General features: G+C 66.5%; 19 protein-coding genes. 8 read left to right on the forward strand and 11 right to left on the reverse strand.

The genetic code is table 11. The features are described from left to right. Complete coding sequence (gene rarD / locus NP552_RS02995) at positions 1 to 888, forward strand: EamA family transporter RarD (protein ID WP_274096411.1); 888 nt, start codon at positions 1 to 3, stop codon at positions 886 to 888. Here rarD and NP552_RS03000 read toward each other — a convergent pair. Beyond that, positions 851 to 2,422 (reverse strand): TerC family protein, encoded by a 1,572-nt coding sequence (locus NP552_RS03000; protein ID WP_043862931.1) that lies wholly within the window; start codon positions 2,420 to 2,422, stop codon positions 851 to 853. The genes rarD and NP552_RS03000 overlap by 38 nt on opposite strands. 269 nt (positions 2,423 to 2,691) lie before the next feature. Between NP552_RS03000 and NP552_RS03005 the strand changes: the two genes are divergently transcribed. Beyond that, positions 2,692 to 3,285 carry a LysE family translocator gene (locus tag NP552_RS03005; RefSeq protein ID WP_054915382.1) on the forward strand — a complete coding sequence of 198 codons (594 nt, stop codon included), beginning with the start codon at positions 2,692 to 2,694 and terminating at the stop codon, positions 3,283 to 3,285. Between the two features lie 65 nt (positions 3,286 to 3,350). Here NP552_RS03005 and NP552_RS03010 read toward each other — a convergent pair whose 3' ends face one another. Further along, the gene (locus tag NP552_RS03010) at positions 3,351 to 4,133 is read right to left on the reverse strand and encodes an AraC family transcriptional regulator (RefSeq protein WP_088515382.1); all 783 of its coding nucleotides are present in this window, start codon (positions 4,131 to 4,133) and stop codon (positions 3,351 to 3,353) included. Positions 4,134 to 4,269: 136 nt separating this feature from the next. Here NP552_RS03010 and NP552_RS03015 point away from each other — a divergent pair, with 136 nt between their 5' ends. After that, positions 4,270 to 4,821: an RNA 2'-phosphotransferase gene (locus NP552_RS03015; RefSeq protein WP_274096412.1), complete on the forward strand. Its 552-nt coding sequence runs from the start codon at positions 4,270 to 4,272 to the stop codon at positions 4,819 to 4,821. On the opposite strand, the gene NP552_RS03020 is transcribed toward NP552_RS03015, so the two are convergent. After that, positions 4,818 to 5,366, reverse strand: a complete 549-nt coding sequence (locus tag NP552_RS03020; protein ID WP_043862935.1) for a helix-turn-helix domain-containing protein — start codon at positions 5,364 to 5,366, stop codon at positions 4,818 to 4,820. The two genes, NP552_RS03015 and NP552_RS03020, sit on opposite strands and share 4 nt — an antisense overlap. 161 nt (positions 5,367 to 5,527) lie before the next feature. On the opposite strand from NP552_RS03020, the gene NP552_RS03025 reads away from it, so the two are divergent. Together NP552_RS03025 and NP552_RS03030 are read left to right on the forward strand one after the other, a co-directional pair. Then, positions 5,528 to 6,310, forward strand: coding sequence for an aldolase (locus tag NP552_RS03025; RefSeq protein ID WP_043862936.1), 783 nt, complete (start codon positions 5,528 to 5,530; stop codon positions 6,308 to 6,310). A 26-nt stretch (positions 6,311 to 6,336) separates the two neighbouring features. After that, on the forward strand, positions 6,337 to 7,221 hold the full coding sequence (locus tag NP552_RS03030) for a dihydrodipicolinate synthase family protein (protein ID WP_058540669.1): 885 nt from the start codon (positions 6,337 to 6,339) through the stop codon (positions 7,219 to 7,221). 83 nt (positions 7,222 to 7,304) lie between these two features. Here NP552_RS03030 and NP552_RS03035 read toward each other — a convergent pair whose 3' ends face one another. From NP552_RS03035 to NP552_RS03050, 4 genes are all read right to left on the reverse strand, one after another. Beyond that, positions 7,305 to 9,533, reverse strand: coding sequence for a TonB-dependent siderophore receptor (locus NP552_RS03035; protein ID WP_274096413.1), 2,229 nt, complete (start codon positions 9,531 to 9,533; stop codon positions 7,305 to 7,307). A 149-nt stretch (positions 9,534 to 9,682) separates the two neighbouring features. Beyond that, positions 9,683 to 11,101, reverse strand: coding sequence for a short-chain fatty acid transporter (locus NP552_RS03040; protein WP_043862939.1), 1,419 nt, complete (start codon positions 11,099 to 11,101; stop codon positions 9,683 to 9,685). Between the two features lie 143 nt (positions 11,102 to 11,244). Then, a complete protein-coding gene (locus tag NP552_RS03045; RefSeq protein ID WP_054915387.1) occupies positions 11,245 to 11,901 on the reverse strand; it encodes a CoA transferase subunit B in 657 nt (218 codons plus the stop codon). A gap of 36 nt (positions 11,902 to 11,937) precedes the next feature. After that, positions 11,938 to 12,636, reverse strand: coding sequence for a CoA transferase subunit A (locus tag NP552_RS03050; RefSeq protein ID WP_043862941.1), 699 nt, complete (start codon positions 12,634 to 12,636; stop codon positions 11,938 to 11,940). 206 nt (positions 12,637 to 12,842) lie between these two features. Here NP552_RS03050 and NP552_RS03055 point away from each other — a divergent pair, with 206 nt between their 5' ends. Then, on the forward strand, positions 12,843 to 13,664 hold the full coding sequence (locus NP552_RS03055; RefSeq protein ID WP_043862942.1) for an aldo/keto reductase: 822 nt from the start codon (positions 12,843 to 12,845) through the stop codon (positions 13,662 to 13,664). Here the strand turns inward: NP552_RS03055 and NP552_RS03060 are convergent, their stop codons facing one another. Genes NP552_RS03060 through lexA form a run of 4 tightly spaced genes read right to left on the reverse strand, consistent with a single transcriptional unit; the run spans position 13,665 to position 19,389 of the window. Beyond that, on the reverse strand, positions 13,665 to 16,763 hold the full coding sequence (locus tag NP552_RS03060; protein ID WP_218278986.1) for an error-prone DNA polymerase: 3,099 nt from the start codon (positions 16,761 to 16,763) through the stop codon (positions 13,665 to 13,667). Further along, positions 16,739 to 18,157 carry a Y-family DNA polymerase gene (locus tag NP552_RS03065; RefSeq protein WP_078480165.1) on the reverse strand — a complete coding sequence of 473 codons (1,419 nt, stop codon included), beginning with the start codon at positions 18,155 to 18,157 and terminating at the stop codon, positions 16,739 to 16,741. Before NP552_RS03065 ends, NP552_RS03060 begins: the two co-directional genes overlap by 25 nt. Before the next feature lie 6 nt (positions 18,158 to 18,163). Beyond that, on the reverse strand, positions 18,164 to 18,781 hold the full coding sequence (imuA, locus tag NP552_RS03070; protein ID WP_043862945.1) for a translesion DNA synthesis-associated protein ImuA: 618 nt from the start codon (positions 18,779 to 18,781) through the stop codon (positions 18,164 to 18,166). Further along, positions 18,781 to 19,389, reverse strand: a complete 609-nt coding sequence (gene lexA / locus NP552_RS03075) for a transcriptional repressor LexA (RefSeq protein WP_123752707.1) — start codon at positions 19,387 to 19,389, stop codon at positions 18,781 to 18,783. The genes imuA and lexA overlap by 1 nt, the downstream gene beginning before the upstream one ends. A gap of 100 nt (positions 19,390 to 19,489) precedes the next feature. On the opposite strand from lexA, the gene NP552_RS03080 reads away from it, so the two are divergent. Beyond that, positions 19,490 to 20,146, forward strand: a complete 657-nt coding sequence (locus tag NP552_RS03080) for an HAD family hydrolase (protein ID WP_210014753.1) — start codon at positions 19,490 to 19,492, stop codon at positions 20,144 to 20,146. A gap of 430 nt (positions 20,147 to 20,576) precedes the next feature. Then, a complete protein-coding gene (gene glgA, locus NP552_RS03085) occupies positions 20,577 to 22,139 on the forward strand; it encodes a glycogen synthase GlgA (protein ID WP_058541106.1) in 1,563 nt (520 codons plus the stop codon). The last annotated feature ends 13 nt before the right edge of the window (positions 22,140 to 22,152 follow it).

A 22,152-nucleotide genomic window follows, 5' to 3' on the forward strand; every position in this document is an offset into this window, starting at 1 on the left:
TTGTCCAGAGGCATCGTTTCATCGGTCATGGCGTCGTGTCTGTTCGCCCTGATGTACTACTACACCTCCCTGCTCACCCCCCTCGACGGCGAGGAAATCTTCGGTTGGCGCATGCTGCTGACCCTGCCGTGCATCACGCTGTTCATGCTGCTGTCCAAGGACTGGCCACTGGCAATCGGCGTACTGCAGCGCATCCGGCGCAAACCGCTGCTGTTGCTGGGGCTGGTGGGTACCTCGACATTGATGGGGCTGCAGCTGTGGGTGTTCCTGTGGGCACCGCTGCACGGGCGCAGCATGGAGGTGTCGCTGGGGTACTTCCTGCTGCCGCTGACCATGGTGCTGACCGGGCGGGTGGTGTACGGCGAGCGCCTGTCACGCCTGCAGAAGGTCGCCGTGGCCTGCGCCGTGGTGGGGGTGGGGCATGAACTGATACGCCATGGCTCGTTCGCCTGGGAAACCCTGCTGGTGGCCGGCGGCTACCCGTTCTACTTCATCTTGCGGCGCAAGTTGCGCACCGATCACCTGGGCGGGCTGTGGGCCGACATGTGCCTGATGATGCCGCCCTCGGTGTACTTCATCGTGCAGGGCCCGCTGAGCGCAGCCGACCTGCTGGCCCACCCGCAGCTCTATGTGCTGATCCCGATCCTGGGCGTGATCAGCGCCCTGGCGCTGGTCACCTACGTGATGGCCAGCCGTCTGCTGGCGTTCAGCCTGTTCGGCCTGCTCAGCTATGTGGAACCGGTGCTGCTGGTGGCGGTGGCCCTGATCCTGGGCGAGAGCATCGCCCCGGATCAGTGGCTGACCTACCTGCCGATCTGGCTGGCAGTGGTGGTGCTGGTGCTCGAGGGGGTCAGGCACCTGCTGCGTCAGCGGCGGCGTTCGGTGTAAGCCGTACCTGCCGCACCCGGCGCTCCTGCACGGCCTCGACGGTCATCAGCCAGTCGCCCCAGGTCAGTTGATCGCCCACCCGCGGCAGGCGGTCGAGCAGGCTCATGACCAGGCCGGCGAGGGTCTGGTAGTCCTCGGTGGGCTTGGCCGCAAAGCCGATCTGCGCCTGGATCTGGCGCAGGTTCAGCGCGCCGTTGACCAGGTAGCCGTCCGGCGCCTGCACGATGCCCGGCCCTTCGACTTCACTGGCATCGGGCAGCTCGCCGGCGATGGACTCGAGGATATCGGTCATGGTCAGCACGCCGGTGAAGTCGCCGAATTCGTTGACCACGAAGGCGATGTGGGTCGACTGGCTGCGCATCTGCTCCAGCGCGTTGAGGATGCTGAAACTCTCCAGCAGGTTCAGCGGCGTGCGCGCCAGGCGCTCCAGGTCCGGCTCGTGACCGGCCAGCAGCTCCCTGAGCAGCTCCTTCTTGTGCACGAAGCCCAGCGGCTCCTCCACCCGCCCCTGGCGAATCAGCGGCAGGCGCGAGTAGGACGAATGCATCAGCGCGGTACGGATCGCCTCCGGCGGTTGCGCCAGGTCGATGAAGTCGACTTTGGCGCGCACCGTCATCAGCGTTCTGATGGGGCGTTCGGCCAGGTTCAGCACGCCGCTGATCATCACCCGTTCGCGGCGGTCGAACAGCACCTGTTCATCGCCATCCTCGACCAGGTCGGCGATGTCCTCACCCACCTCGTCGGCCTGCAACCGGCGCCCGCCCAGCATGCGCATCACCGCGTGGGCGGTGCGCTCGCGCAATGGCCGGTGCTGTTGCAGGCTGCGCTTGCGCCGGGCGCGGGCCAGCTGGTTGAACAGCTCGATCAGGATCGAGAAGCCGATTGCCGCGTACAGGTACCCCTTGGGTATATGAAAGCCCAGGCCCTCGGCGGTGAGGCTGAAGCCGATCATCATCAGAAAGCCCAGGCACAGCATGATCACAGTGGGGTGGGCGTTGACGAAGCGGGTCAGCGGCTTGCTCGCGACGATCATGATGCCGATGGAGAAGATCACCGCGATCATCATGATCGACAGGTGCTCGACCATGCCCACGGCGGTAATCACCGCGTCCAGCGAGAACACTGCATCGAGTACCACGATCTGCGCCACGATCGGCCAGAACGCCGAATGGCGCGCCGGGCCCTGATGGTGGGCGACATGCCCTTCGAGACGCTCGTGCAACTCCATGGTGGCCTTGAACAGCAGGAACACACCGCCGAACAGCATGATCAGGTCACGGCCCGAGAAGCTCTTGTCGAACACCTCGAACAGCGGCGCGGTCAGCGTCACCATCCACGAGATGCTGGCCAGCAGGCCCAGGCGCATGATCAGCGCCAGCGACAGGCCGATCACCCGCGCGCGGTCGCGCTGATGGGGCGGCAGCTTGTCGGCGAGAATCGCGATGAACACCAGGTTGTCGATACCCAGTACCAGCTCGAGCACGATCAGCGTGGCAAGGCCCAGCCAGGCCGTGGGGTCGGCTAGCCATTCCATGGGCAGGTACTCAGGCGGGAAACGTCACGGGGACGGGAAAGGGAGGATGGCCAGGACGGCCGGGTACTGGGAGGCTCCGAGAACGAAGTCATATCAACCTTGGGTCAATTAGGGACGGTGATCCTACAATTTCAGCTGACTTTTCTCACAGCGTGAAATTATTTCAATCTGTGGCAAAACACGCGCTGCGGCACAGGGCAATTTCCTTCAATACCCCACCGACCTTCCCGCCTACCCTCGCTGCACCCTCCCCCTCAAGGATCTGCCGCATGAGCCTCAGCCTTTCCATGGCCGCCTTCGCCCTGGCCGCCTCCATTTCCCCTGGCCCGGTCAACATCGTTGCCCTGGGCGCCGGCGCACGGCATGGCTTGCGCCCGGCCATGCGCCACGTTACCGGCGCCACCCTGGGGTTCATACTGCTGCTGGTACTGATCGGCCTGGGCCTGCACGAGGTGCTGCGCCACTGGCCAGGCCTTGCCGTTGCCCTGCACTGGGCCGGGGTGCTGTTTCTGCTGTACATGGCATGGAAACTGGCCCGCGACGACGGCGCGCTCGGTGAAGGGCGTGATACCCACGCACCCAGCCTGCTGCGCGGCGCTGCCATGCAATGGCTCAACCCCAAGGCCTGGCTGGCCTGCGTGGCGGGCATCGGCGCCTTCGTGGGCCAGGGCGAAACCGCCCTGCTGGGCCAGTTCAGCCTGATCTACCTGGTGATCTGCTACCTCTCGCTGGGCAGCTGGGCGCTGGCCGGCAGCCTGATCCGCAGCTACCTCGACAACCCGCGGCGCCTGCGCCTGTTCAATCGCAGCCTGGCCGCCCTGCTGGTGCTGAGTGCGCTGTACCTGATGCAGGGGTCTGTATGAAAAAGACGAAGGTCAGGCTGTTTTCAACGCAGCATCACCGAGTATCAAGGCTTTTCGTACAGCGCCTAGGCTGAGCGGTAATGCCCGGGCGTCGCAGCCAGGTGCTGCTTGAATGCCCGTTGCAGATGCGCCTGGTCGGCAAACCCGGCCTCCAGCGCCACCTCGGCGATCAGCCGGCCCTGGCGCAACTGGGCGCGGGCGTACTGCACGCGGCAGTCCAGCACAAAGCCGTGCGGGGTCAGGCCGTAATGCTGCTTGAAGGTGCGGATCAGATACGAGGTGGACAAGCCGGCCGCCTGGCTGATGTCTTCGAGCTTGAGCGGTTCGGTGCAATGTGCGCGAATGAATGCCGCCGCCCGCTCCAGTCGCGCATCCGGCCTGGCCAGCGGCGGTGGCGCTGCCTCCAGCTGCTGGCGCAGGTCGCCGAAGAACGCTTCGGCAGCCGCCGCCTTGCACGCCGCGCCACGCTGGTTGTCGATGAGCACGTCGTACAACTGCAACAGGGCCTCGAACAGGGCCGGGGCGGTACTCAGGGTGGCAGCGACTGGTGCGAAGCCAAGCCGGGTCAGCCACGGCATGTCCACGTAAAGCATCAGGTACGACCACGGCTGGTCGGCGATCGGGTTGCAGGCGTGCACCACACCAGGGTTCATCATCACCACCGTGCCGGTCTCGACCTCGCGCCAGGTGTGCCCGCTGAGGTAGGAGCTACGCCCGGCAGTGATCGCACCGATGGAAAACCCGGCATGGGAATGGCGCGCATAGCAGACCTTGCGACCGTCTGCGACCCCGCGCGCCTCGATGAAGGGCAACGCCGGGTCACGCCAGAAATACGAGGTGGTGGTCATCGCGTGCGGGCCTGTGGGCAGTGGAACAACGCGCACTCTATCAGGCTTCAGGGCGTGCCACTGCCCCTTGCGCACCGCTCGTCGCCGCTTGCGCGCCCTGATAAGCTGCCGCGCAGACCGTTCAAGGAAGACCCGCATGAGCAGCAAGCACTTCACCGAAACCAGCAAATTTCTCAGCTACGTGCTGCGTCACGCCCCCGAATCCATCGATCTGCAACTGGACAGCGAAGGCTGGGGCGATGTCGATGCACTGATTGCCGGCGCCGCTCGCCAGGGCCGCGCGCTGGACCTGGCGCACCTGCAGGCGGTGGCGGCCAGCAGCGACAAGAAACGCTTCGGCCTGTCGGACGATGGCCGCAGGATTCGCGCCGTACAGGGGCACTCGACAGCGACGGTCGAGCTCCAGTACGCGCCCAAGGCGCCGCCTGCCGAGCTGTACCACGGTACGGCAACGCGCTTTCTCGACTCGATTGCCCAACAGGGCCTGATCGCCGGCAACCGTCACCACGTGCACCTGTCCCACGACCCCGCCACGGCCATTGCGGTCGGCCAGCGTTACGGCTCACCGGTACTGCTGCACATCGATGCAGCGGCAATGCACGCCCAGGGCCTGGCGTTCTTCCAGGCCGACAATGGCGTATGGCTGACGGCCCACGTGCCGGTGGCGTTCATTCGACAGCCCGGTTAAACCGGCGAGTCGGCGTCGTGCACCACCACCAGCAACTGCGCCTGCACCGCCCCGACCGAGCGTAGCCGGTGCGGTGTCTGGGCATTGAAGTGCAGCGCATCGCCGCGCTCGAGCAACACCCGCTCGTGCATGAAGTCCACTTCCACCTGCCCTTCGTGCACGAACAGGAACTCTTCGCCCAGGTGCTCCTTGAACGTCGAGTCGCTGAAGTCCGCCGGCGGGCAGATGATGAACGGCAGCAGGCTGCGCTGGCCGATATGCTGGGCCAGCACCGCGTAGCCCGGCCCTTCGGCGCTGCCGGACAACGCCTGGCGCTCACCCCGGCGTACCAGGCTGTAGCGCGCCTGCGCAGGCTGGTCTTCGGCGAACAGTTCTTCCACGTTCACGTTCAACGCCCGCGCCAGTTTCAGCGCCGCCGCAATCGAAGGGGTGTTCAGACCCCGCTCCACCTTGGACAGGTAGCTCTTGGTCATGGCCGTTTTCTCGGCCAGCGTCTCAAGCGTCAGCCCAAGTTTTTTTCTTAATACTTTCAATCGGATAGACATTTAACGCCGCTATTCCCGGTGCAATGGGCAACCTTTCCCTTGCCAATGACACTTTGTGTCATATAGCCTTGTTTGTGTCATGAGGTTGACCACCCCGCTCACCTTCCAAGCAACCGGGGCAGGCCAGCCCTGACGTCCGATCCGCCACCGAGGAAACCCCAATGGCCAAGACATTAGCACTCCCCAAGGACCAACTGGTCAAGCAGGCCCTGGAACAGATGCAGGGCTCGCTTGCCGATAATACGTGGACTGTGCGTGAAAAGCTGGCGCTGACCTGCCGAATCCTGTTCGACAACGGCCACGACTCCGGCCTGGCCGGGCAGATCAGTGCCCGCGGCCCGCAACCGGGCACCTTCTACACCCAGCAACTGGGGCTGGGCTTCGATGAAATCACCGCCAGCAACCTGCTATTGGTCAACGAGGACCTGGAGGTGCTCGAAGGCAGCGGCATGCCCAACCCGGCCAATCGCTTTCACAGCTGGGTGTACCGCGCACGCCCGGATGTGAACTGCATCATCCACACCCACCCGACCCACATCGCCGCATTGTCGATGCTCGAGGTACCGTTGCAGGTGTCGCACATGGACCTCTGCCCGCTGTACGAAGACTGCGCGTTTCTCGAAGGCTGGCCCGGGGTGCCGGTGGGCAACGAGGAAGGCGAGCTGATCAGCGCGGCGCTGGGCGACAAGCGCGCCATCCTGCTCTCGCACCACGGCCAGCTGTCGACCGGCGCCAGCATCGAGGAAGCCTGTGTGATCGCGCAGTTGATCGAGCGCGCGGCGCGCCTGCAGTTGCTGGCGATGTCAGCCGGCCAGATCAAGCCCATCGAGCCGGTGCTGGGGCGCGAAGCGCACGACTGGATCGCCCGCCCCAAGCGCCACGGTGCGGCGTTCGCCTACTATGCCCGGCAGTGCCTGCGTCAGCATGCCGATTGCCTGAACTGAACCTGTTTTCTGCGGAGTGTTTTTTCATGTCCACGACTTTTCACGGCATCATCGGCTACACCATCACCCCGTTCAGCGCCGACGGCACCCAGCTTGACCTGGCGGCCCTGGGCCGCTCCATCGATCGGCTGATCGAAGGTGGGGTACAGGCCATCGCACCCCTGGGCAGCACGGGCGAAGGCGCCTACCTGAGCGACCGCGAGTGGGACCAGGTGGCCGAGTTCAGCCTGGCGCACATTGGCGGGCGGGTACCGACCATTGTCAGCGTCTCGGACCTGACCACCGCCAGTGCCATGCGCCGTGCGCGCTTTGCCGAGGCCCATGGGGCAGATGCGGTGATGGTATTGCCGGCGGCCTACTGGAAGCTGAGCGAAGCCGAGATCCTGCAGCACTACCAGAGCATCGGCGACTGCATCGGCGTGCCGATCATGCTCTACAACAACCCGGCCACCAGCGGCACCGACCTGTCGGTGGAGCTGATCATGCGCATCGTGCGCCAGGTCGAGAACGTGACCATGGTCAAGGAGAGTACCGGCGACATCCAGCGCATGCACAAACTGCAGCAGTTGGGCGAAGGCCAGGTGCCGTTCTACAACGGCTGCAACCCGTTGGCCCTGGAAGCGTTCGTGGCCGGTGCCACGGGCTGGTGCACGGCGGCAGCCAACCTGATTCCGGCGCTCAACCAGCAGCTGTACCAGGCCGTGCTGGGTAACGACCTTGAGGCGGCGCGGGCGCTGTTCTACCGGCAGTTGCCATTGCTGGAGTTCATCCTCAAGGGCGGCTTGCCGGCGACGGTGAAGGCAGGGTTGGCGTTGACCGGGCTGGAGGTGGGCGAGCCGCGCAGGCCGGTGTTCGGGCTGGATGACACCGGGCGTGAGCGGTTGCGCGGGTTGCTCGAACAGATGGGGTAAGGCCTTCTCACGGCCTCGGCGCACGGTATCGCCACGGCCAACAGGGCATGCATCGTCAGCCCTGTTGGCTCGGCTTCAGGGCGCTACAACCGCCAATCCAGGCTCACCGTCAGCGTGCGCGGATCACCCCAGTACACCCCGTTGTAGAACCCCACGTTGTTGTAGTACCTGGTATCCAGCAGGTTCTTCACGTTCAAGGACGCCGACAGGTGTTCGTCGAACTCGTAACGGGACATCAACCCCACCACCGTGTAGGACCGCTGGCGAATGTCAGCCGCCGCCGTGATGATCCGGCCATCGCTGCCTCGCCCCACCGGACGATTGCCGCTGCGGTAGATGTCGCTCTGCCAATCCACCGACCCACCCACGGTCAACCTGTCCATCACCCTGTAGGTGCTGTTCCAGCGCACCATGTTCAACGGCTGGGTGGTGTTGCGCCGCTTGTGCTCGGCATCCAGCGAGTGGGTGTAGCTGTAGCCCAGGGTCATGTTCCACCCCGCCATCACCTCGCCAGCGACCTCTGCCTCGAAGCCCTCCACGGTATTGCCCTTGCCGCCGGACTTGTAATACTGCTCGCCGTTGGGCCCTACCGGAATGGAATCGTCCACCTCGGCCACGTTGTCCTGCTTGCTGCGAAACACCGCCGTCGACAGGTTCAGGCGCTCGTCCAGCAGGCTGCCCTTCAGGCCCACCTCGTAGTTGCTGCCCACCACCGGTTCCAGGTACTTGTCGTCGACATCCTTGTAGTTCTGCGGCTTGAAGATGTCGGTGTAGCTGGCGTACACGGTGTATTGGTCGGTGATGTCGTACAGAACGCCCGCATAGGGTGTCCACACGTCATTGTGGGTGCGGCTGGAGCGCGGGTTCTCCACCACCTGCCCCGCCGCATCGAATGCCCATGAGCGCCCCGTGACCTTCCAGCTGCCGTAGCGGCTGCCCAGCACCAGGTGCAGTGCATCGGTGACGTTCAGCCGGGTGGCGACATAGCCGGCCTTCTGCTGCGTGGTATCGCGCGAACCATCCAGGTTGGTCACGGTATCGGCGAACTTGTCTACCCCGCCCAGGTACTTCCAGTCGGGGATGGTCGTGTAGCCGGGCGGCAGGTCCAGGGGCCGCTTGAGCGGCGCGCTGTTGCGCCGCTGCGACTCGCCATAGCCGATCATGAATTCGTGCTCGCGCCCCAGCAGCGCAAAGGGCCCACCCAGGTTGAGGTCGGCAGCGCTCATTTTCTCGTCGCCGATGAAGTGGCTGACCCAGGCATTCATGCCGCTGCGGTCGGCCTCGGGGAAGCCCTGGCCACCGAAGTACACCTTGCCGTCGGTTTCGCTCTGGCGGTAGGTGTAGGCCGCCTTGAGGTGCCAGTCGCCGCCCAGGCGCTGGTCGAGGGTGGCGAACACGGTCTCGTCCTTGAGCGGCCACGAACTCCACGGCGCCGAGATGTTGTTCGAACGCGGCAGCTTGGCCTTGCCACCGGAGGCGTTCCAGTACGGCACGGTGCCCCACGAGGCACCCTGTACATGCTTGTTCTGGTAGTCGTACCCCACCGCCAGCACGGTGTCGTCGCTCAGGTCGCCCTCGAGAATGCCGTAGGCCACCTCGCGCTGGGTCTGGTAGCGGTCGCGAAACGAATGGGCATCGCGGTAGGCCAGCACGCTGCGCCCGCGCAGACGGCCGTCGAAGGCCAGCGGCCCGCCCACGTCGACATAGCTGTAGTAGTTGTCGTAGCTGCCGCCACGCAGGCCGGTTTTCACCGCCAGTTCATGGGTGGGGCGCTTGCGCATCATGTTGATGGTGCCCGACGGGTCGCCGGCGCCGGTGGTCAGCCCGGTGGCGCCACGCACCACTTCGATGCGGTCGTAGATGATGGTGTCCGAGTCGGACTTGAGCCCCGAGAAGGTGTTGAGCATGCCGTCGATCTGGAAGTTGTCGATGGCATAGCCGCGCGAGTTGTAGGTGGGGCGCTCGGAGTCGTTGCGCTGCACCACCACGCCCGTCACCTGGCCCATGGCTTCGGAAAGGTTGTCGAGCTGGAAGTCGTCCAGCTGCTGGCGGGTCAGCACCGACATCGACTGCGGGGTGTCCTTGATCGACAGGTTCAGGCGGGTGGCGGTGCTCATGCTGCCGGTGGTGTAGGCCCCGGTGTTTTCGGTGGTGCTGCCCAGGCCCTGGGCATTCACGTTGGTCGAACCCAGCTCCAGCGCCTGGGGGGCGGCGTCGGGCAGAGGTTCGTTGTCAGCCAGTGCGACGGCGCTGCAGGCGGTGCCGCACAGGCCCAGTGTCAACGTCATGGAACGGGTAATCGGCGCGAACATCGCGGCCTTCTCCTTGTTTACGACGGGAAATTCCGTTTAGAAGTACACAGCGGGACATCATCGGATCACCCTTAATACGAATGCTTATCGATTTAATTTAGGCATGAAAAAGGCGATCCGAAGATCGCCTTTTTTACCCGCCGGATGCGCTACGGCATCACAGGTGGCGTGTACTGCAACGTGGTGCCCAGCGCCCAGAGCAAGAACAGCACCAGCGGCACGTGCACCAGCAACTGCACGAACGAGAAGCCGATCAGGTCGCGCGCCTTGAGCCCCAGCACGCCCAGCAGCGGCAGCATGTAGAACGGGTTGATCAGGTTGGGCAGCGCCTCGGCGGCGTTGTAGATCTGCACCGCCCAGCCCAGGTGGTACTGCAGGTCGTTGGCCACCAGCATCACGTAGGGCGCCTCGATGATCCACTTGCCGCCACCGGAGGGAATGAAGAAGCCCAGCACCGCAGAGTACACGCCCATCAGCAAGGCGTAGGTGTCATGCGAGGCGATCTGCACGAAGAAGGTGGAGATATGGTGCGCCAGGGTTTGCGCGTCCACGCCCTTGACCTGGGTGAGGATGGCCGCGATCGAGCCGTACAGCGGGAACTGGATCAGTACCCCGGTGGTGGTCGGCACCGCACGGCCCACCGCATCCAGGAAGCTGCGCGGGCGCCAGTGCAGCAAGGCGCCGAGCATGATGAACAGAAAGTTGTAGGTATTGAGCCCCGAGATCGCGGTGATGGCCGGCTTGGTCGAGAACTCGTGGTACAGCCAGCCAGCCGCCAGGGCCACCAGCAGCAGGGTCAGCACCGGGCTGTATTCCAGCCATTCACCTGGGCGCGTGCGCTGCGCCGGTGGTGGTGCGCTGAAGCTGGGGTCGATGCCACAGGCCTGGGCATCGCGGGCACTCTGCGGGCCGGGTGCAGTGGCGTAGGCCACGATCAGCGACACGATGACCAGCGCCGCCAGCATCACGCCCGACTGCCAGAGGAAGATGGTTTCGGTGAACGGGATCACCCCGGTGATCGCCAGGATCGACGGCGGCAGGCTGGCCGGGTTGGCTTGCAGCTGCGCGGCCGACGAGGACAGGCCCAGCGCCCATACGGCGCCCAGGCCCAGGTAGGCGGCGGCACCGGCGGCGCGGTAGTCCATCTTCAGGTCGGTACGGCGCGCCAGGGCGCGTACCAGCAGGCCGCCGAACACCAGCGACAGGCCCCAGTTGAGCAGCGAGGCGACCATCGAGATCAGCGCCACCCAGCACACGGCCGAACGGCCGTTCTTCGGAATGCGCGCCAGGCGGTCGATGAGTTTCACCGCCGGCGGCGAGCTGGCCACCACATAGCCGCCGATGACCACGAAGGCCATCTGCATGGTGAAGGGGATCAGGCTCCAGAACCCGTCACCGAAGGCGGTGGCGGTATCGAGGGGTTTGGCGCCCATGGCCAGGGCGGCCAGTGACACCAGCACCACGGCCAGGGCGGCGAACACCCAGGAGTCGGGGAACCAGCGTTCGGCCCAGTTGGAGCAACGCAGGGCAAAGCGGGCGGAGCGGCTGTCTTGGAGTTCGGCGGCCACGGGATTTTCCTTCTTATTGATTTTTTTTGAACGGCTGAAGGCCCCTTCGCCGGCAAGGCCGGCTCCTGCACAGGAATGCGTGGTTCCCTGCAGGAGCCGGCCTTGCCGGCGAAGAGGCCAGCACAGGCAAGGCGGTTATCAGCCTAGAACGTCATCTCTTTCACATCATCGGCCACGATCAGCTTGCCGGCGGTCTTGGCGACGATCTCTTCCACGCTCACCCCCGGCGCTGTCTCGCGCAGGATGAACGCGCCATTCTCGATCTCAAGATAGGCCAGGTCGGTCAGCACCTTGCGGATGCAGCCGGCACCGGTCAGCGGCAGGCTGCAACGCGACAGCAGCTTGGACTCGCCGTCCTTGGAGGCATGGGTCATGGTGACGATGATGTTCTCGGCACCAGCCACCAGGTCCATCGCCCCGCCCATGCCCTTGACCAGTTTGCCCGGGATCATCCAGGAGGCGATGTTGCCCTCCACGTCCACCTCGAACGCCCCCAGCACGGTGAGGTCGACATGGCCGCCACGGATCATCGCGAAGGACTCGGCCGAGTTGAAGATCGACGCGCCGGTGCGGGCGGTCACGGTCTGCTTGCCGGCGTTGATCATGTCGGCGTCCAGCTGCGCTTCGGTGGGGAATTCCCCCATGCCCAGCAGGCCGTTCTCCGATTGCAGCATCACGTCCATATCCGCCGGGACGTAGTTGGCCACCAGGGTCGGGATGCCGATGCCAAGGTTGACGTAGTAGCCGTCCTTGAGTTCACGGGCGACACGTTGTGCCATTTGTTCGCGGGTAAGTGCCATGCTCAGGTTCTCTTTGTTGTTCTGCGCGGGGTCGGGTCAGGCTTTGACGGTGCGTTTTTCGATACGCTTCTCGAACGTGCCGACGATGACCCGGTCGACGTAGATGCCCGGGGTATGGATCTCGGTAGGCAGCAGCACGCCTGGCTCGACGATCTCCTCGACCTCCACCACGGTGATCTTGCCGGCGGTGGCGGCCAGCGGGTTGAAGTTCTGCGCGGTGTTGCGGTACACCACGTTGCCGTAGTGGTCGGCCTTCCAGCCCTTGACGATGGCGAAGTCACCGGTGATGGCTTCTTCGAGGATGTACTTGCGCCCGTTGAATTCGCGCACTTCCTTGCCTTCGGCCACCGGGGTGCCGTAGCCGGTGGCGGTGAAGAAGGCCGGGATGCCGGCGCCGCCGGCGCGCATCTTCTCGGCCAGGGTGCCTTGCGGGGTAAGTTCCACTTCCAGCTCGCCGCTGAGCAGCTGACGCTCGAACTCGGCATTTTCGCCCACATACGAGGCGACCATCTTGCGGATCTGGTGGTCTTCGAGCAGCACGCCCAGGCCAAAGCCGTCGACGCCACAGTTGTTGGACACCACGGTCAGGCCGCGCACGCCGCGGCGCTTGATCTCGGCAATGAGGTTTTCAGGGATGCCGCACAGGCCGAAGCCGCCTGCCAGTACGGTCATGTTGTCGGCAAGGCCTTCGAGGGCCTCTTCATAGGTCGCTACGCGCTTGTCCAGTCCGGCCATGCTGATTCGCCTTTTGTAGTTGTAGAACCGACGAGGGTCGTCGGAGAGCGTCTGGGGCCATCTTCACCCTTGGCCACTCATTTGTTAATTTTGTTTTTTTGATGGATTGATTGGTTATTCAAATCAATGTCGACGCGGGTAGGCTTGACCCGCCACAAAACCCTAAAGGACAGTAGACCACCCTCCCCACTTTGCAGGAGCCTTCCATGCGTACGCTCGAACTCGGCGACTCCACCGTACCCGTCATCGGCCAGGGCACCTGGTACATGGGCGAAGACCCCGGCCAGCAGAAAGCCGAGGTCGCCGCCCTGCAGCACGGCATCGACCTGGGCCTGACGTTGATCGACACCGCCGAAATGTATGCCGAGGGCGGCGCCGAGCGGGTGGTGGGCCAGGCCATCCAGGGGCGTCGCGAGCAGGTCTGCGTGGTCAGCAAGGTGTACCCGCACAACGCCAGCCGCAGCGGCATCCCCGCCGCCTGCGAGCGCAGCCTGCAGCGCCTGGGCACCGACCATATCGACCTGTACCTGCTGCACTGGCGCGGCCAGTACCCGCTGGAGGAAACCGTCGAAGCCTTCGAGCGCCTGCGCGAGGCCGGCAAGATCCGGCGCTGGGGCGTGTCCAACTTCGATACCGATGACCTGCGCGAGCTGGACAACCCGGCCTGCGCCACCAACCAGGTGCTGTACAACCCCGAGCAGCGCGGCATCGAGTTCGACCTGCTGCCCTACAGCCACAAGCGCCACTTGCCAACCATGGCCTACTGCCCGCTGGCCCAGGCCGGACGCCTGCTCAAAAACGCGACCCTCAACCAGATCGCCGAACGCCATGGCGCCACCGCGGCCCAGGTGGCGCTGGCCTGGGTAACCCGTGAAGACGGCGTGATCGCGATCCCCAAGGCGGTGGACAAGCGCCATGTGCAGCTCAATGCCGCCGCGGCCAGCCTGACCTTGAGCAGCGAAGACCTGCGCGCCATCGACCGCGCCTTCCCGCCGCCCACCCGCAAGCAGCGCCTGGCGATGGTGTGATCAGCGAAAGTCGCGGCTGCGCACATCCAGCCCGTGCAACAGCGGGCTGAGGTCTTCCAGGCGCTTCGCGATCAGGTGGCGCACGCCGTCGGCGCATTCGAGCGTACCCATCACCCGCAGCAGCTGCGAGCCCACCAGCACCCGGCGCTGACGCTCGGCCAGCTCGCGCCACACCACCACGTTGACCATGCCGAACTCATCCTCCAGGGTCACGAAGGTCACGCCGCTGGCAGTGCCTGGCCGCTGGCGCCCGGTGACCAGCCCCGCCACGCTCACCGCATCGCCGTGTTCGGCCCCCTCCAGGGCCTGCGAACTGCGACAGCCCAGGCCATTCAGGCGTCGGCGCAGCAGGCTCAGCGGGTGCGGGCCCAATGTGGTGCCGACGCTGGCATAGTCGGCAAACAGGTCCTCGCCCACGCTGGGCACCGGCAGGTTCACCGGCGCTTCACGGGGCGGCTCCACCCCGGCGAACAGCGGCAGTTGCGCCTGCACCGCCGCCACTTCCCAGCGTGCCTGATAACGGTGCCCGGCCAGGGCGCCCAGGGCCCCGGCATCGGCCAGCAGCGCCCGCGCCCGCGCATCCAGGCCGGCACGCAGGCACAGGTCGGCCACATCGCCGAACGCCCGCTGCGCCCTGGCCTGTGCCAGGCGCAGGGCATCGTCCTGGCGAAAGCCGCGCACCTGGCGCAGGCCAAGGCGCAGCGCCAGTTCATCGCCGCCCACCGGCTCCAGGCTGCAGTCCCACTGGCTGTGCTGCACATCCACCGGGCGAATCTGGATGCGGTGGCGGCGCGCGTCCTGCAGGATCTGGTCCGGGCTGTAGAAGCCCATCGGCCAGCTGTTGATCAGCGCACAGGCGAAGATCGCCGGCTCGTGGCACTTGAGCCAGCAACTGGCGTAGGTCAGCAAGGCAAAGCTGGCCGCGTGGGACTCGGGGAACCCGTAGCTGCCAAAGCCCTTGATCTGCTCGAAGATGCGCTCGGCGAACTCGACGCTGTAGCCGTTGTTCAGCATGCCCCGGGTCAGCCGCTCGCGGTGTGGCTCCAGGCCGCCGTGACGTTTCCAGGCGGCCATCGAACGGCGCAACTGGTCGGCCTCGCCCGCCGTATAGTCGGCAGCCACCATGGCCAGCTCCATCACCTGTTCCTGAAACAGCGGCACACCCAGGGTGCGCTCGAACACCTTCTTCAGCGCATCCGACGGGTAGGTCACCTGCTCCTGCTTGTTACGCCGGCGCAGGTACGGGTGCACCATGTCGCCCTGGATCGGCCCGGGGCGCACGATGGCCACCTCGATCACCAGGTCGTAGAACTCGCGTGGCTTGAGCCGCGGCAGCATGGCCATCTGCGCCCGTGACTCGATCTGGAACACCCCCACGGTATCGGCACGGCCGATCATGTCGTAGGTGGGGACATCGTCCGGCGGCAGGGTCGCGATGGTCAGCTCGCGCCCGCGGTGGTAGCGCACCAGGTCGAAGCAGCGGCGCAAGGCGCTGAGCATGCCCAGGGCCAGGATATCGACCTTGAGCAGGCCGACCATGTCCAGGTCGTCCTTGTCCCACTGGATCACCGTGCGTTCGTCCATGGCGGCGTTTTCCACCGGCACCAGGGTGTCCAGTGGCTGCTCGGAAATCACGAAGCCACCAGGGTGCTGCGACAGGTGCCGGGGGAAGCCGATCAGCTCGCCGGTCAAGGTCAGCACCCGGTGCAGCAGCGGGCTGTCGGGGTCGAAACCGGCTTCGCGCAACCGCTCCGGCGGCGGGATGCGGTCGGTCCAGCGCCCGCAGCAATCGGCCAGGGCGTTGATCTGGTCGGGCGGCAGCCCCAGCACCCGGGCAATGTCGCGCACCGCCCCGGCGGCATGGTAGGTGCTGGCCACGGCCGTCAGGGCGGCGCGGTGGCGGCCATAGCGGTTGAACACGTATTGCAGCACCTCTTCGCGCCGTTCGTGCTCGAAGTCCACGTCGATGTCCGGCGGCTCGTCGCGCTCACGCGATAAAAAGCGCTCGAACAGCAGGTGCGTGCGGGTCGGGTCCAGCTCGGTGATGCCCAGCACGAAGCACACCACCGAGTTGGCTGCCGAGCCCCGGCCCTGGCACAGGATGCCCTGGCCACGGGCAAAATGAACGATGTCGTAGACGGTCAGGAAGTAGCTCTCGTAACCCAGCTCGGCGATCAGTGCCAGTTCGTGTTCGAGGGTCTGGCGCACGGCCGGCTCGATTCCCCCCGGCCAGCGCCACGGCACCTGGCGTTCGCACAGCGTGCGCAGCCAGCCGGTCGGCGTGTACCCCTCGGGCACTACTTCGCGCGGGTACTGGTAGCGCAACTGGCCGAGGTCGAAGGTGCAGCGCCGGGCAATCTCCAGGGTGGCCTCAAGCAGGTGGGCCGGGTACAGCTCGGCCAGCTGCGCCAGGGGCCGCAGGTGCCGCTCGCCATTGGCGAACAGGTGCTGCCCGGCACCGGCCACGGTGCTGTGATGGCGCAGCGCGCTCATGCAGTCCTGCAGCGCGCGCCGCCCACGCGCATGCATGTGCACGTCGCCACAGGCCACGGTGCGCAGGTTCAGGCTCGCGGCCAACCCCTGCAGTTGTTGCAGGCGCTGATGGTCGTCGGCACCGCGATGCAGTTGCACCGCCAGCCACAGGCGCTCGCCGAACACCTCGCGCAGCCACAGGCCGGGGCCGGCCTGCAACGGCTCGTCCGGCACCCACAGCGCCAGCAGGCCGTGCAACGGGCCGGCGAAGTCTTCGCGCAGCAGCTGGTATTCGCCCTTTTTCGCCCGGCGCCGCGCCAGGGTGATGAGCCGACACAGGTGCTGGTAGCCGCTCAGGTTTTCGACCAGCAGCACCAGCCTGGGGCCGTCGTGCACCCGCACCTCGCTGCCGACGATCAGCTTGAGGCCCGTCTCCCTGGCTGCCTGCCAGGCGCGCACGATACCGGCCAGGGTGCATTCGTCGGTGATCGCCAGGGCCTGGTAGCCCTGCTGGTGCGCCCGCTCGAACAGCTCGCGGGCACTCGAGGCCCCGCGCTGGAAGGTGAAGTTCGACAGGCAGTGCAGCTCGGCATAGCCCACGCTCATGCGAACCAGCCCTGCAGCCACAACGGCCCGCCTTCGCCCAGTGGCCGGTAGGCCCAGCCGCGCTGGCCAGCCGGGGTTTCGACCAGGTAGTAGTCACGCCGCACATCGCCGCCATCCCACCAGCCAGATTCGATCCGCTCGGGCCCGGCCAGCAGGCGCAGGCCCTCGGGCGCCAAGGCCTGCGGCTCGGCCAGCAGCCAGCCCGGGCGCGGCGGCCCGCCCGGCGCACGGGCCAGCGGCGGGGCGCCGCCTGCCGCCTGCCAGGCGCACTCGGGGCGGTGGTCGGCAAAAGCCTGCACAGCCCGCACGCTCTCATCGCCCAGGCGTGCACGCAAACGCTCGCGCAACTGCTCCCAGCCCTGTTGCTGCTGGGGCCGCGCATTGAACAGCTCGCCCGGTTGCGGCACGAACGCCGGCAGGTCGTCGGCCACCAGGCGCACGCTGCGCACCGGTGCGGGCAGGCTCAACTGCTCCAGGCGCCCGCGTGCCAGCTCGAACAGCATGCCCGCCTCGCGTTCGGCGGCCAGCAGGCCGACCACCACCGGCGTGGCGACGCCCCGGGCATGTTCCAGGTGCAGGGTAAAACGCTGCACGCCGCCGTCACGGCTGGCCAGGAATGCCGCCAGGTCGGCAATCAGCCGGCGCAACGGAAACAACAGCGCCTGGTGCGACTCCACATCGAAGTTGAGTTCCAGCCGCGCCTCGAACCGGTCCGGCGGTCGGTAGCACGCCAGCGCCATGGGGCGCAGGCCCAGCAGGCGATCCAGGTGCACCTGCACGCTGGCGGCAAAACGCCTGGCCAGGGTATCGCGCGGCAACCCCAGCACCTGCCCAAGGTCGCGCAGGCCCATGCGCGACAAGGCCGTGGCGGCCTCCACCGGCAGGCCGATGCGGTCCACGGGCATCTGCGCAAGGGCGGCGCGGGTGGCCTGGGGGTCGTTCAGTGCCAGCCCGTCATGGGCGTTGGCCAGCATGCGCGCCGCCACCGGGTTGCTGGCCAGCACGATGCGATGACGCAGCCCCAGCTCGCCCAGCTCCTTGCGCAGGCGGGCCTCGAACAGCGGCCAGGGCCCGAACAGGCCCAGGCTGGATTCGACTTCGAGCAACACGGTGCGTGGGTAATGCAGGCTGACCTGCGAACTGAACTGGTAGGCCCAGGCGGCCAGCAATTGCTGCAACTGCTCGACCGCCGCCGGGTCATGCTCGACGCAGGTAAAACTGCTGGCCAGCGCCTGCGCGGTGCTCAGGCTCTGCCCGGCGCGCAGCCCCAGGGCCCGGGCCGCCGGGTTGACCGCCTGCAACACGCGCCGCTGCGCCGGGCCGCTGAGCAGCACCAGCGGCGCCTGGGGGTCGTCGCGACCGCGCAGCACGCTGTCGAGTGCCAGTTGCGGCAGCAGGATGCAGGCCCACAGCATCGCCCATCACCCTCGCCCGGCCATGGCGATCGGGGTGGCCGGGGCCAGCCCGCCACGGCACTTGAGCACCCGCCACTGCGCCGGGTGCAGGTCGACGGCAATGCGCAGCGCGGCCGGCGACGGGTTGAGTGCCGCCTGCTGCGGGCGGCAGGCAAAGGCCAGGGTCTGGCCGGTTTCGGCAGCCACCTGCAGGCGGCGCAGGGCGCGGTCGTCGACCTGCTGCGGCCAGCACAGCACCGCGCCGCAACTGCCCGAGCGCAGGCACTGCTCGGCGGCCCACAGGGCCTCGACGCGGGAGGCCTGGATCAGCGACAGCCAGCGCAGGTCGACACCGGCTGCCAGCCAGGCGGGCGGGTACGGAATGAACGGCGGCGCCACCAGCACCACCCGTTCGCCGCTGGCAGTCAGGCGCGCCAGGCTCGGCCAGAGCAGGTGCAGCTCGCCGGCGCCCTCGGCAGCCAGCAGCAGTTCGCTGAGCGCACCCGGTGGCCAGCCGCCGCCGGGCAGCACCGCGTCCAGCGCGGCATGCCCGGTGGGTTGCAGGCCCCGGGGCTGGGCCAGCGGGCGCCCCTTCCAGACCCGACGCTCGTCGAGCAGCCCGTCGAGGCTGACCACCGCGCCCATCAGTCGCGCCTCAACAGGCCGCAGAACACCCCTTCGATCACGAAGTCGCGTTCGGGCCCCACGTCTATCGGTGCATAGGCCGGGTTGCGCGGCAGCAGGCGGTAGTGCGCGCCTGCGCGCTGGAAGCGCTTGATGGTGACCTCCCCATCGAGCCGGGCCACCACGATCTGCCCGTCGCGGGCATCGGGCTGCTGGTGAATGCCCACCAGGTCGCCGTCGAAGATACCGTCGTCGATCATCGAGTCGCCGCGCACCTTCAGCAGGTAGGTGGGGGTACGGCTGAACAGGTGCGCATCGAGCATCAGCTGTTCGTGGATGTCCACGTCGGGCCCGATCGGGCGGCCGGCGGCCACCTGGCCCAGTACCGGGATCTCCAGCACCTCGGGGCGGCGCAGCGCACCGGCCAGGCGGATGCTGCGCGCCTGGTTGGGGGTGACCTCGATCAAGCCGGCCTCGCACAGCGCCTGGATGTGCTTGCGCGCCACGCTGCGCGAGGCAAAACCGAAGGCCTGGGCGATGTCGGCCAGGCTCGGGGGCTGCCCTTGCTGCGCGATGCGGTCGCGGATGAAGGTCAGGATGGCGGCACGTTTGGGCGATAGTCTGTTCATGGAGCACATTTGTACTCTTTTCGGGTTTATCTGACCAGCCCCGCTGATCGCCACGGCAAAATGGTTATGATGGCCCGCCGTGCAATGGAAACCGCGCCCCATGCTTGAAGCCCTGCTGTTCGACCTCGATGGCACCCTGACCGACACCGATACCCTGCATTTGCAGGCACTGCAGCAGTTGCTGCGTGAGCAGGGCCGCGAACTGAGCGAGGCCGAGTTCGACGCCCACGTCAGTGGCCGGGCCAACGCCGACATGTGCCGCTACCTGTTCCCCGGGCGCCCGGTGGCCGAGCATGAGGCATTCGCCGACCGCAAGGAGGCGCGCTTTCGTGCGCTGTCGCCGACCTTGCAGCCCACTGCCGGCCTCGAACGCCTGCTGGCGCATGCCGAGCGCCGTGGCATCGGCATGGCCGTGGTCACCAATGCGCCACGGGCCAATGCGCAGCACATGCTGGTAGCCATGGGCCTGGCCGAGCGCTTCGAGCATGTGCTGGTGGCCGAGGAACTGGCACGGGCCAAGCCCGATCCCCTGCCCTACCTCACCGGCCTGGAGCGCCTGGGGGCCAGGGCAGACCATGCGCTGGCGTTCGAGGATTCGGTGCCGGGCGTGACGGCAGCGAGCCGCGCGGGGATCCTTACCGTGGGCCTGTCGACCAGCCAGGCGCCACAGCTGCTGCTGGAGGCCGGTGCGCAGCTGGTGGTGAAGAACTTCGACGATGAGCGCCTGTGGCAACTGATTGCGCAGATGAGCGGCTGAAGCCACCCACCGCGCCGGTTTCGCCAGCCAGGCTGGCACGCGCACCATCGGGGGTCACCTTCGAGCGGTGCACGCTCGCTGTCGGTGCACCCCTGTGCCGGCCAATTCACAAAACATGACCAACGGGTCACATTTATCCCGCCCCTCTCCTACACTGTTCAATCGACCTGATACCGTCCGGAAAACTCGATCGAAAATAGTCGAAACTTCTGCAAACCCGGTAGGTCAGCAACTAAGTAGGCCAACGACTCTGGTTACCCAGGCGCAGCCCACCCCCCACTCGTCAGCACGCCATCGGCAGGAGCGCCGGCTGGCGTAGCGCTTGCACGTGTGTCCGGGGCGTTTCACCGCATCACATGACATAGCGAGAACAACAGTACAGACATGCAGCGGGTGGGATACGCCCGCAGAACAAGGGACGGAGACAAGTATGATCAGCGCCGCTGTCGAACCTCATGCAGAGCATTTCAACCCGGATACCAGCGCGCAGGTGCGTGCTGCCCAGATCGTCACGACAGCCAAGGCCCCTGCCCTCGATACCCGGCGCAACCCGAACAAGCGCAAGGTGCTGTTCGTGACCTCGGAAATCGCCGACCTGGTCAAGACCGGCGGCCTGGGCGACGTCTCCGCCGCCCTGCCCCGCGCCATGCGCCACCTGCACGATGTACGCGTGCTGATCCCCGGCTACCCGCAGGTACTCGAAAGCGACAACCCGATCCACCTGGTGGGCGAGCTGGGCGGCCATGCCGCACTGCCCCCGTGCAAGATCGGGCGCATGGACCTGGCCGACGGCCTGGTCATCTATGTACTGATCTGCCCCGAGCTGTACCAGCGCGAAGGCACCCCCTACGGCGCCAACAATGGCCGTGACTGGCCCGACAACCATATCCGCTTCGCCCGCCTGGGCCTGGCCGCCGCTGAAATCGCCGCGGGCGAGGGCATGGTGCACTGGAAGCCCGATCTGGTGCACGCCCACGACTGGCCTGCCGGCCTGGCCCCGGCCTACATGCACTGGCGCGGCCTGAACACCCCCACCCTGTTCACCATCCACAACCTGGCCTACCAGGGTGTGGTCAGCCGCGGCTGCTGCCCGGAACTGGCGATTCCCGAACACGCCCTGCAACAGGAAGGCATGGAGTTCTACGGAAAGCTGTCGTTTCTCAAGGCCGGCCTGGCCTACTCCAGCCACATCACCACGGTCAGCGCCACCTATGCCCGGGAAATCACCACCCCGGCCTTCGGCTGCGGGCTCGACGGTTTTCTTGGCAGCAAGGCGCAGCAGGGCCTGCTCAGCGGCATCCCCAACGGCATCGACGAAAGCTGGGATTCGGCCACCGACACCCACCTGACCCACCGCTTCAGCATCAACGACTGGGAAGGCAAGGCGGCCAACAGCAGCCAGGTGCGCGAGCTGTTCGAGCTGGAGCCCTCCACCGGCCCGCTGTTCGCCGTGGTCTCGCGCCTGGTGTACCAGAAGGGCCTGGACCTGACCCTGGGGGTGGCCGAGTACATCGTCGAACAGGGCGGCCAGATCGCCATCATCGGCCGCGGTGAACCGGAGGAAGAACAAGCCATGCGCGAGCTGGCCAGCCGCTTCCCGGGCCGCGTGGGGGTGCGCATCGGCTTCAACGAGACCGACGCACGGCGCATGTTCGCCGGCAGCGACTTTCTGCTGATGCCCTCGCGCTACGAGCCCTGCGGCCTGAGCCAGATGTACGCGCAGCGCTTCGGCTCGCTGCCGGTGGCGCGCAACACCGGCGGCCTGGCCGACACCATCGAGAATGGCGTCACCGGCTTTCTGTTCGACGAATCGAGCGTGGAGAGCTACCGCGAAGCACTCTCGCGGGCCTTCTACGTATACGGCAAGAAACACCTGCTCAATGCCATGCGCTGCCTGGCCATGACCCAGCCATTCAACTGGTGTCAGGCCGTGGAACCCTATGCCCACCTGTACGAGGAACTGGTGACGCGCGCCACGCTCAACGCAGGCTGAGGAGAACTGCCGT

This window comes from Pseudomonas sp. 8209 (genome assembly GCF_028682105.1).
Lineage (GTDB): Bacteria > Pseudomonadota > Gammaproteobacteria > Pseudomonadales > Pseudomonadaceae > Aquipseudomonas > Aquipseudomonas palmensis.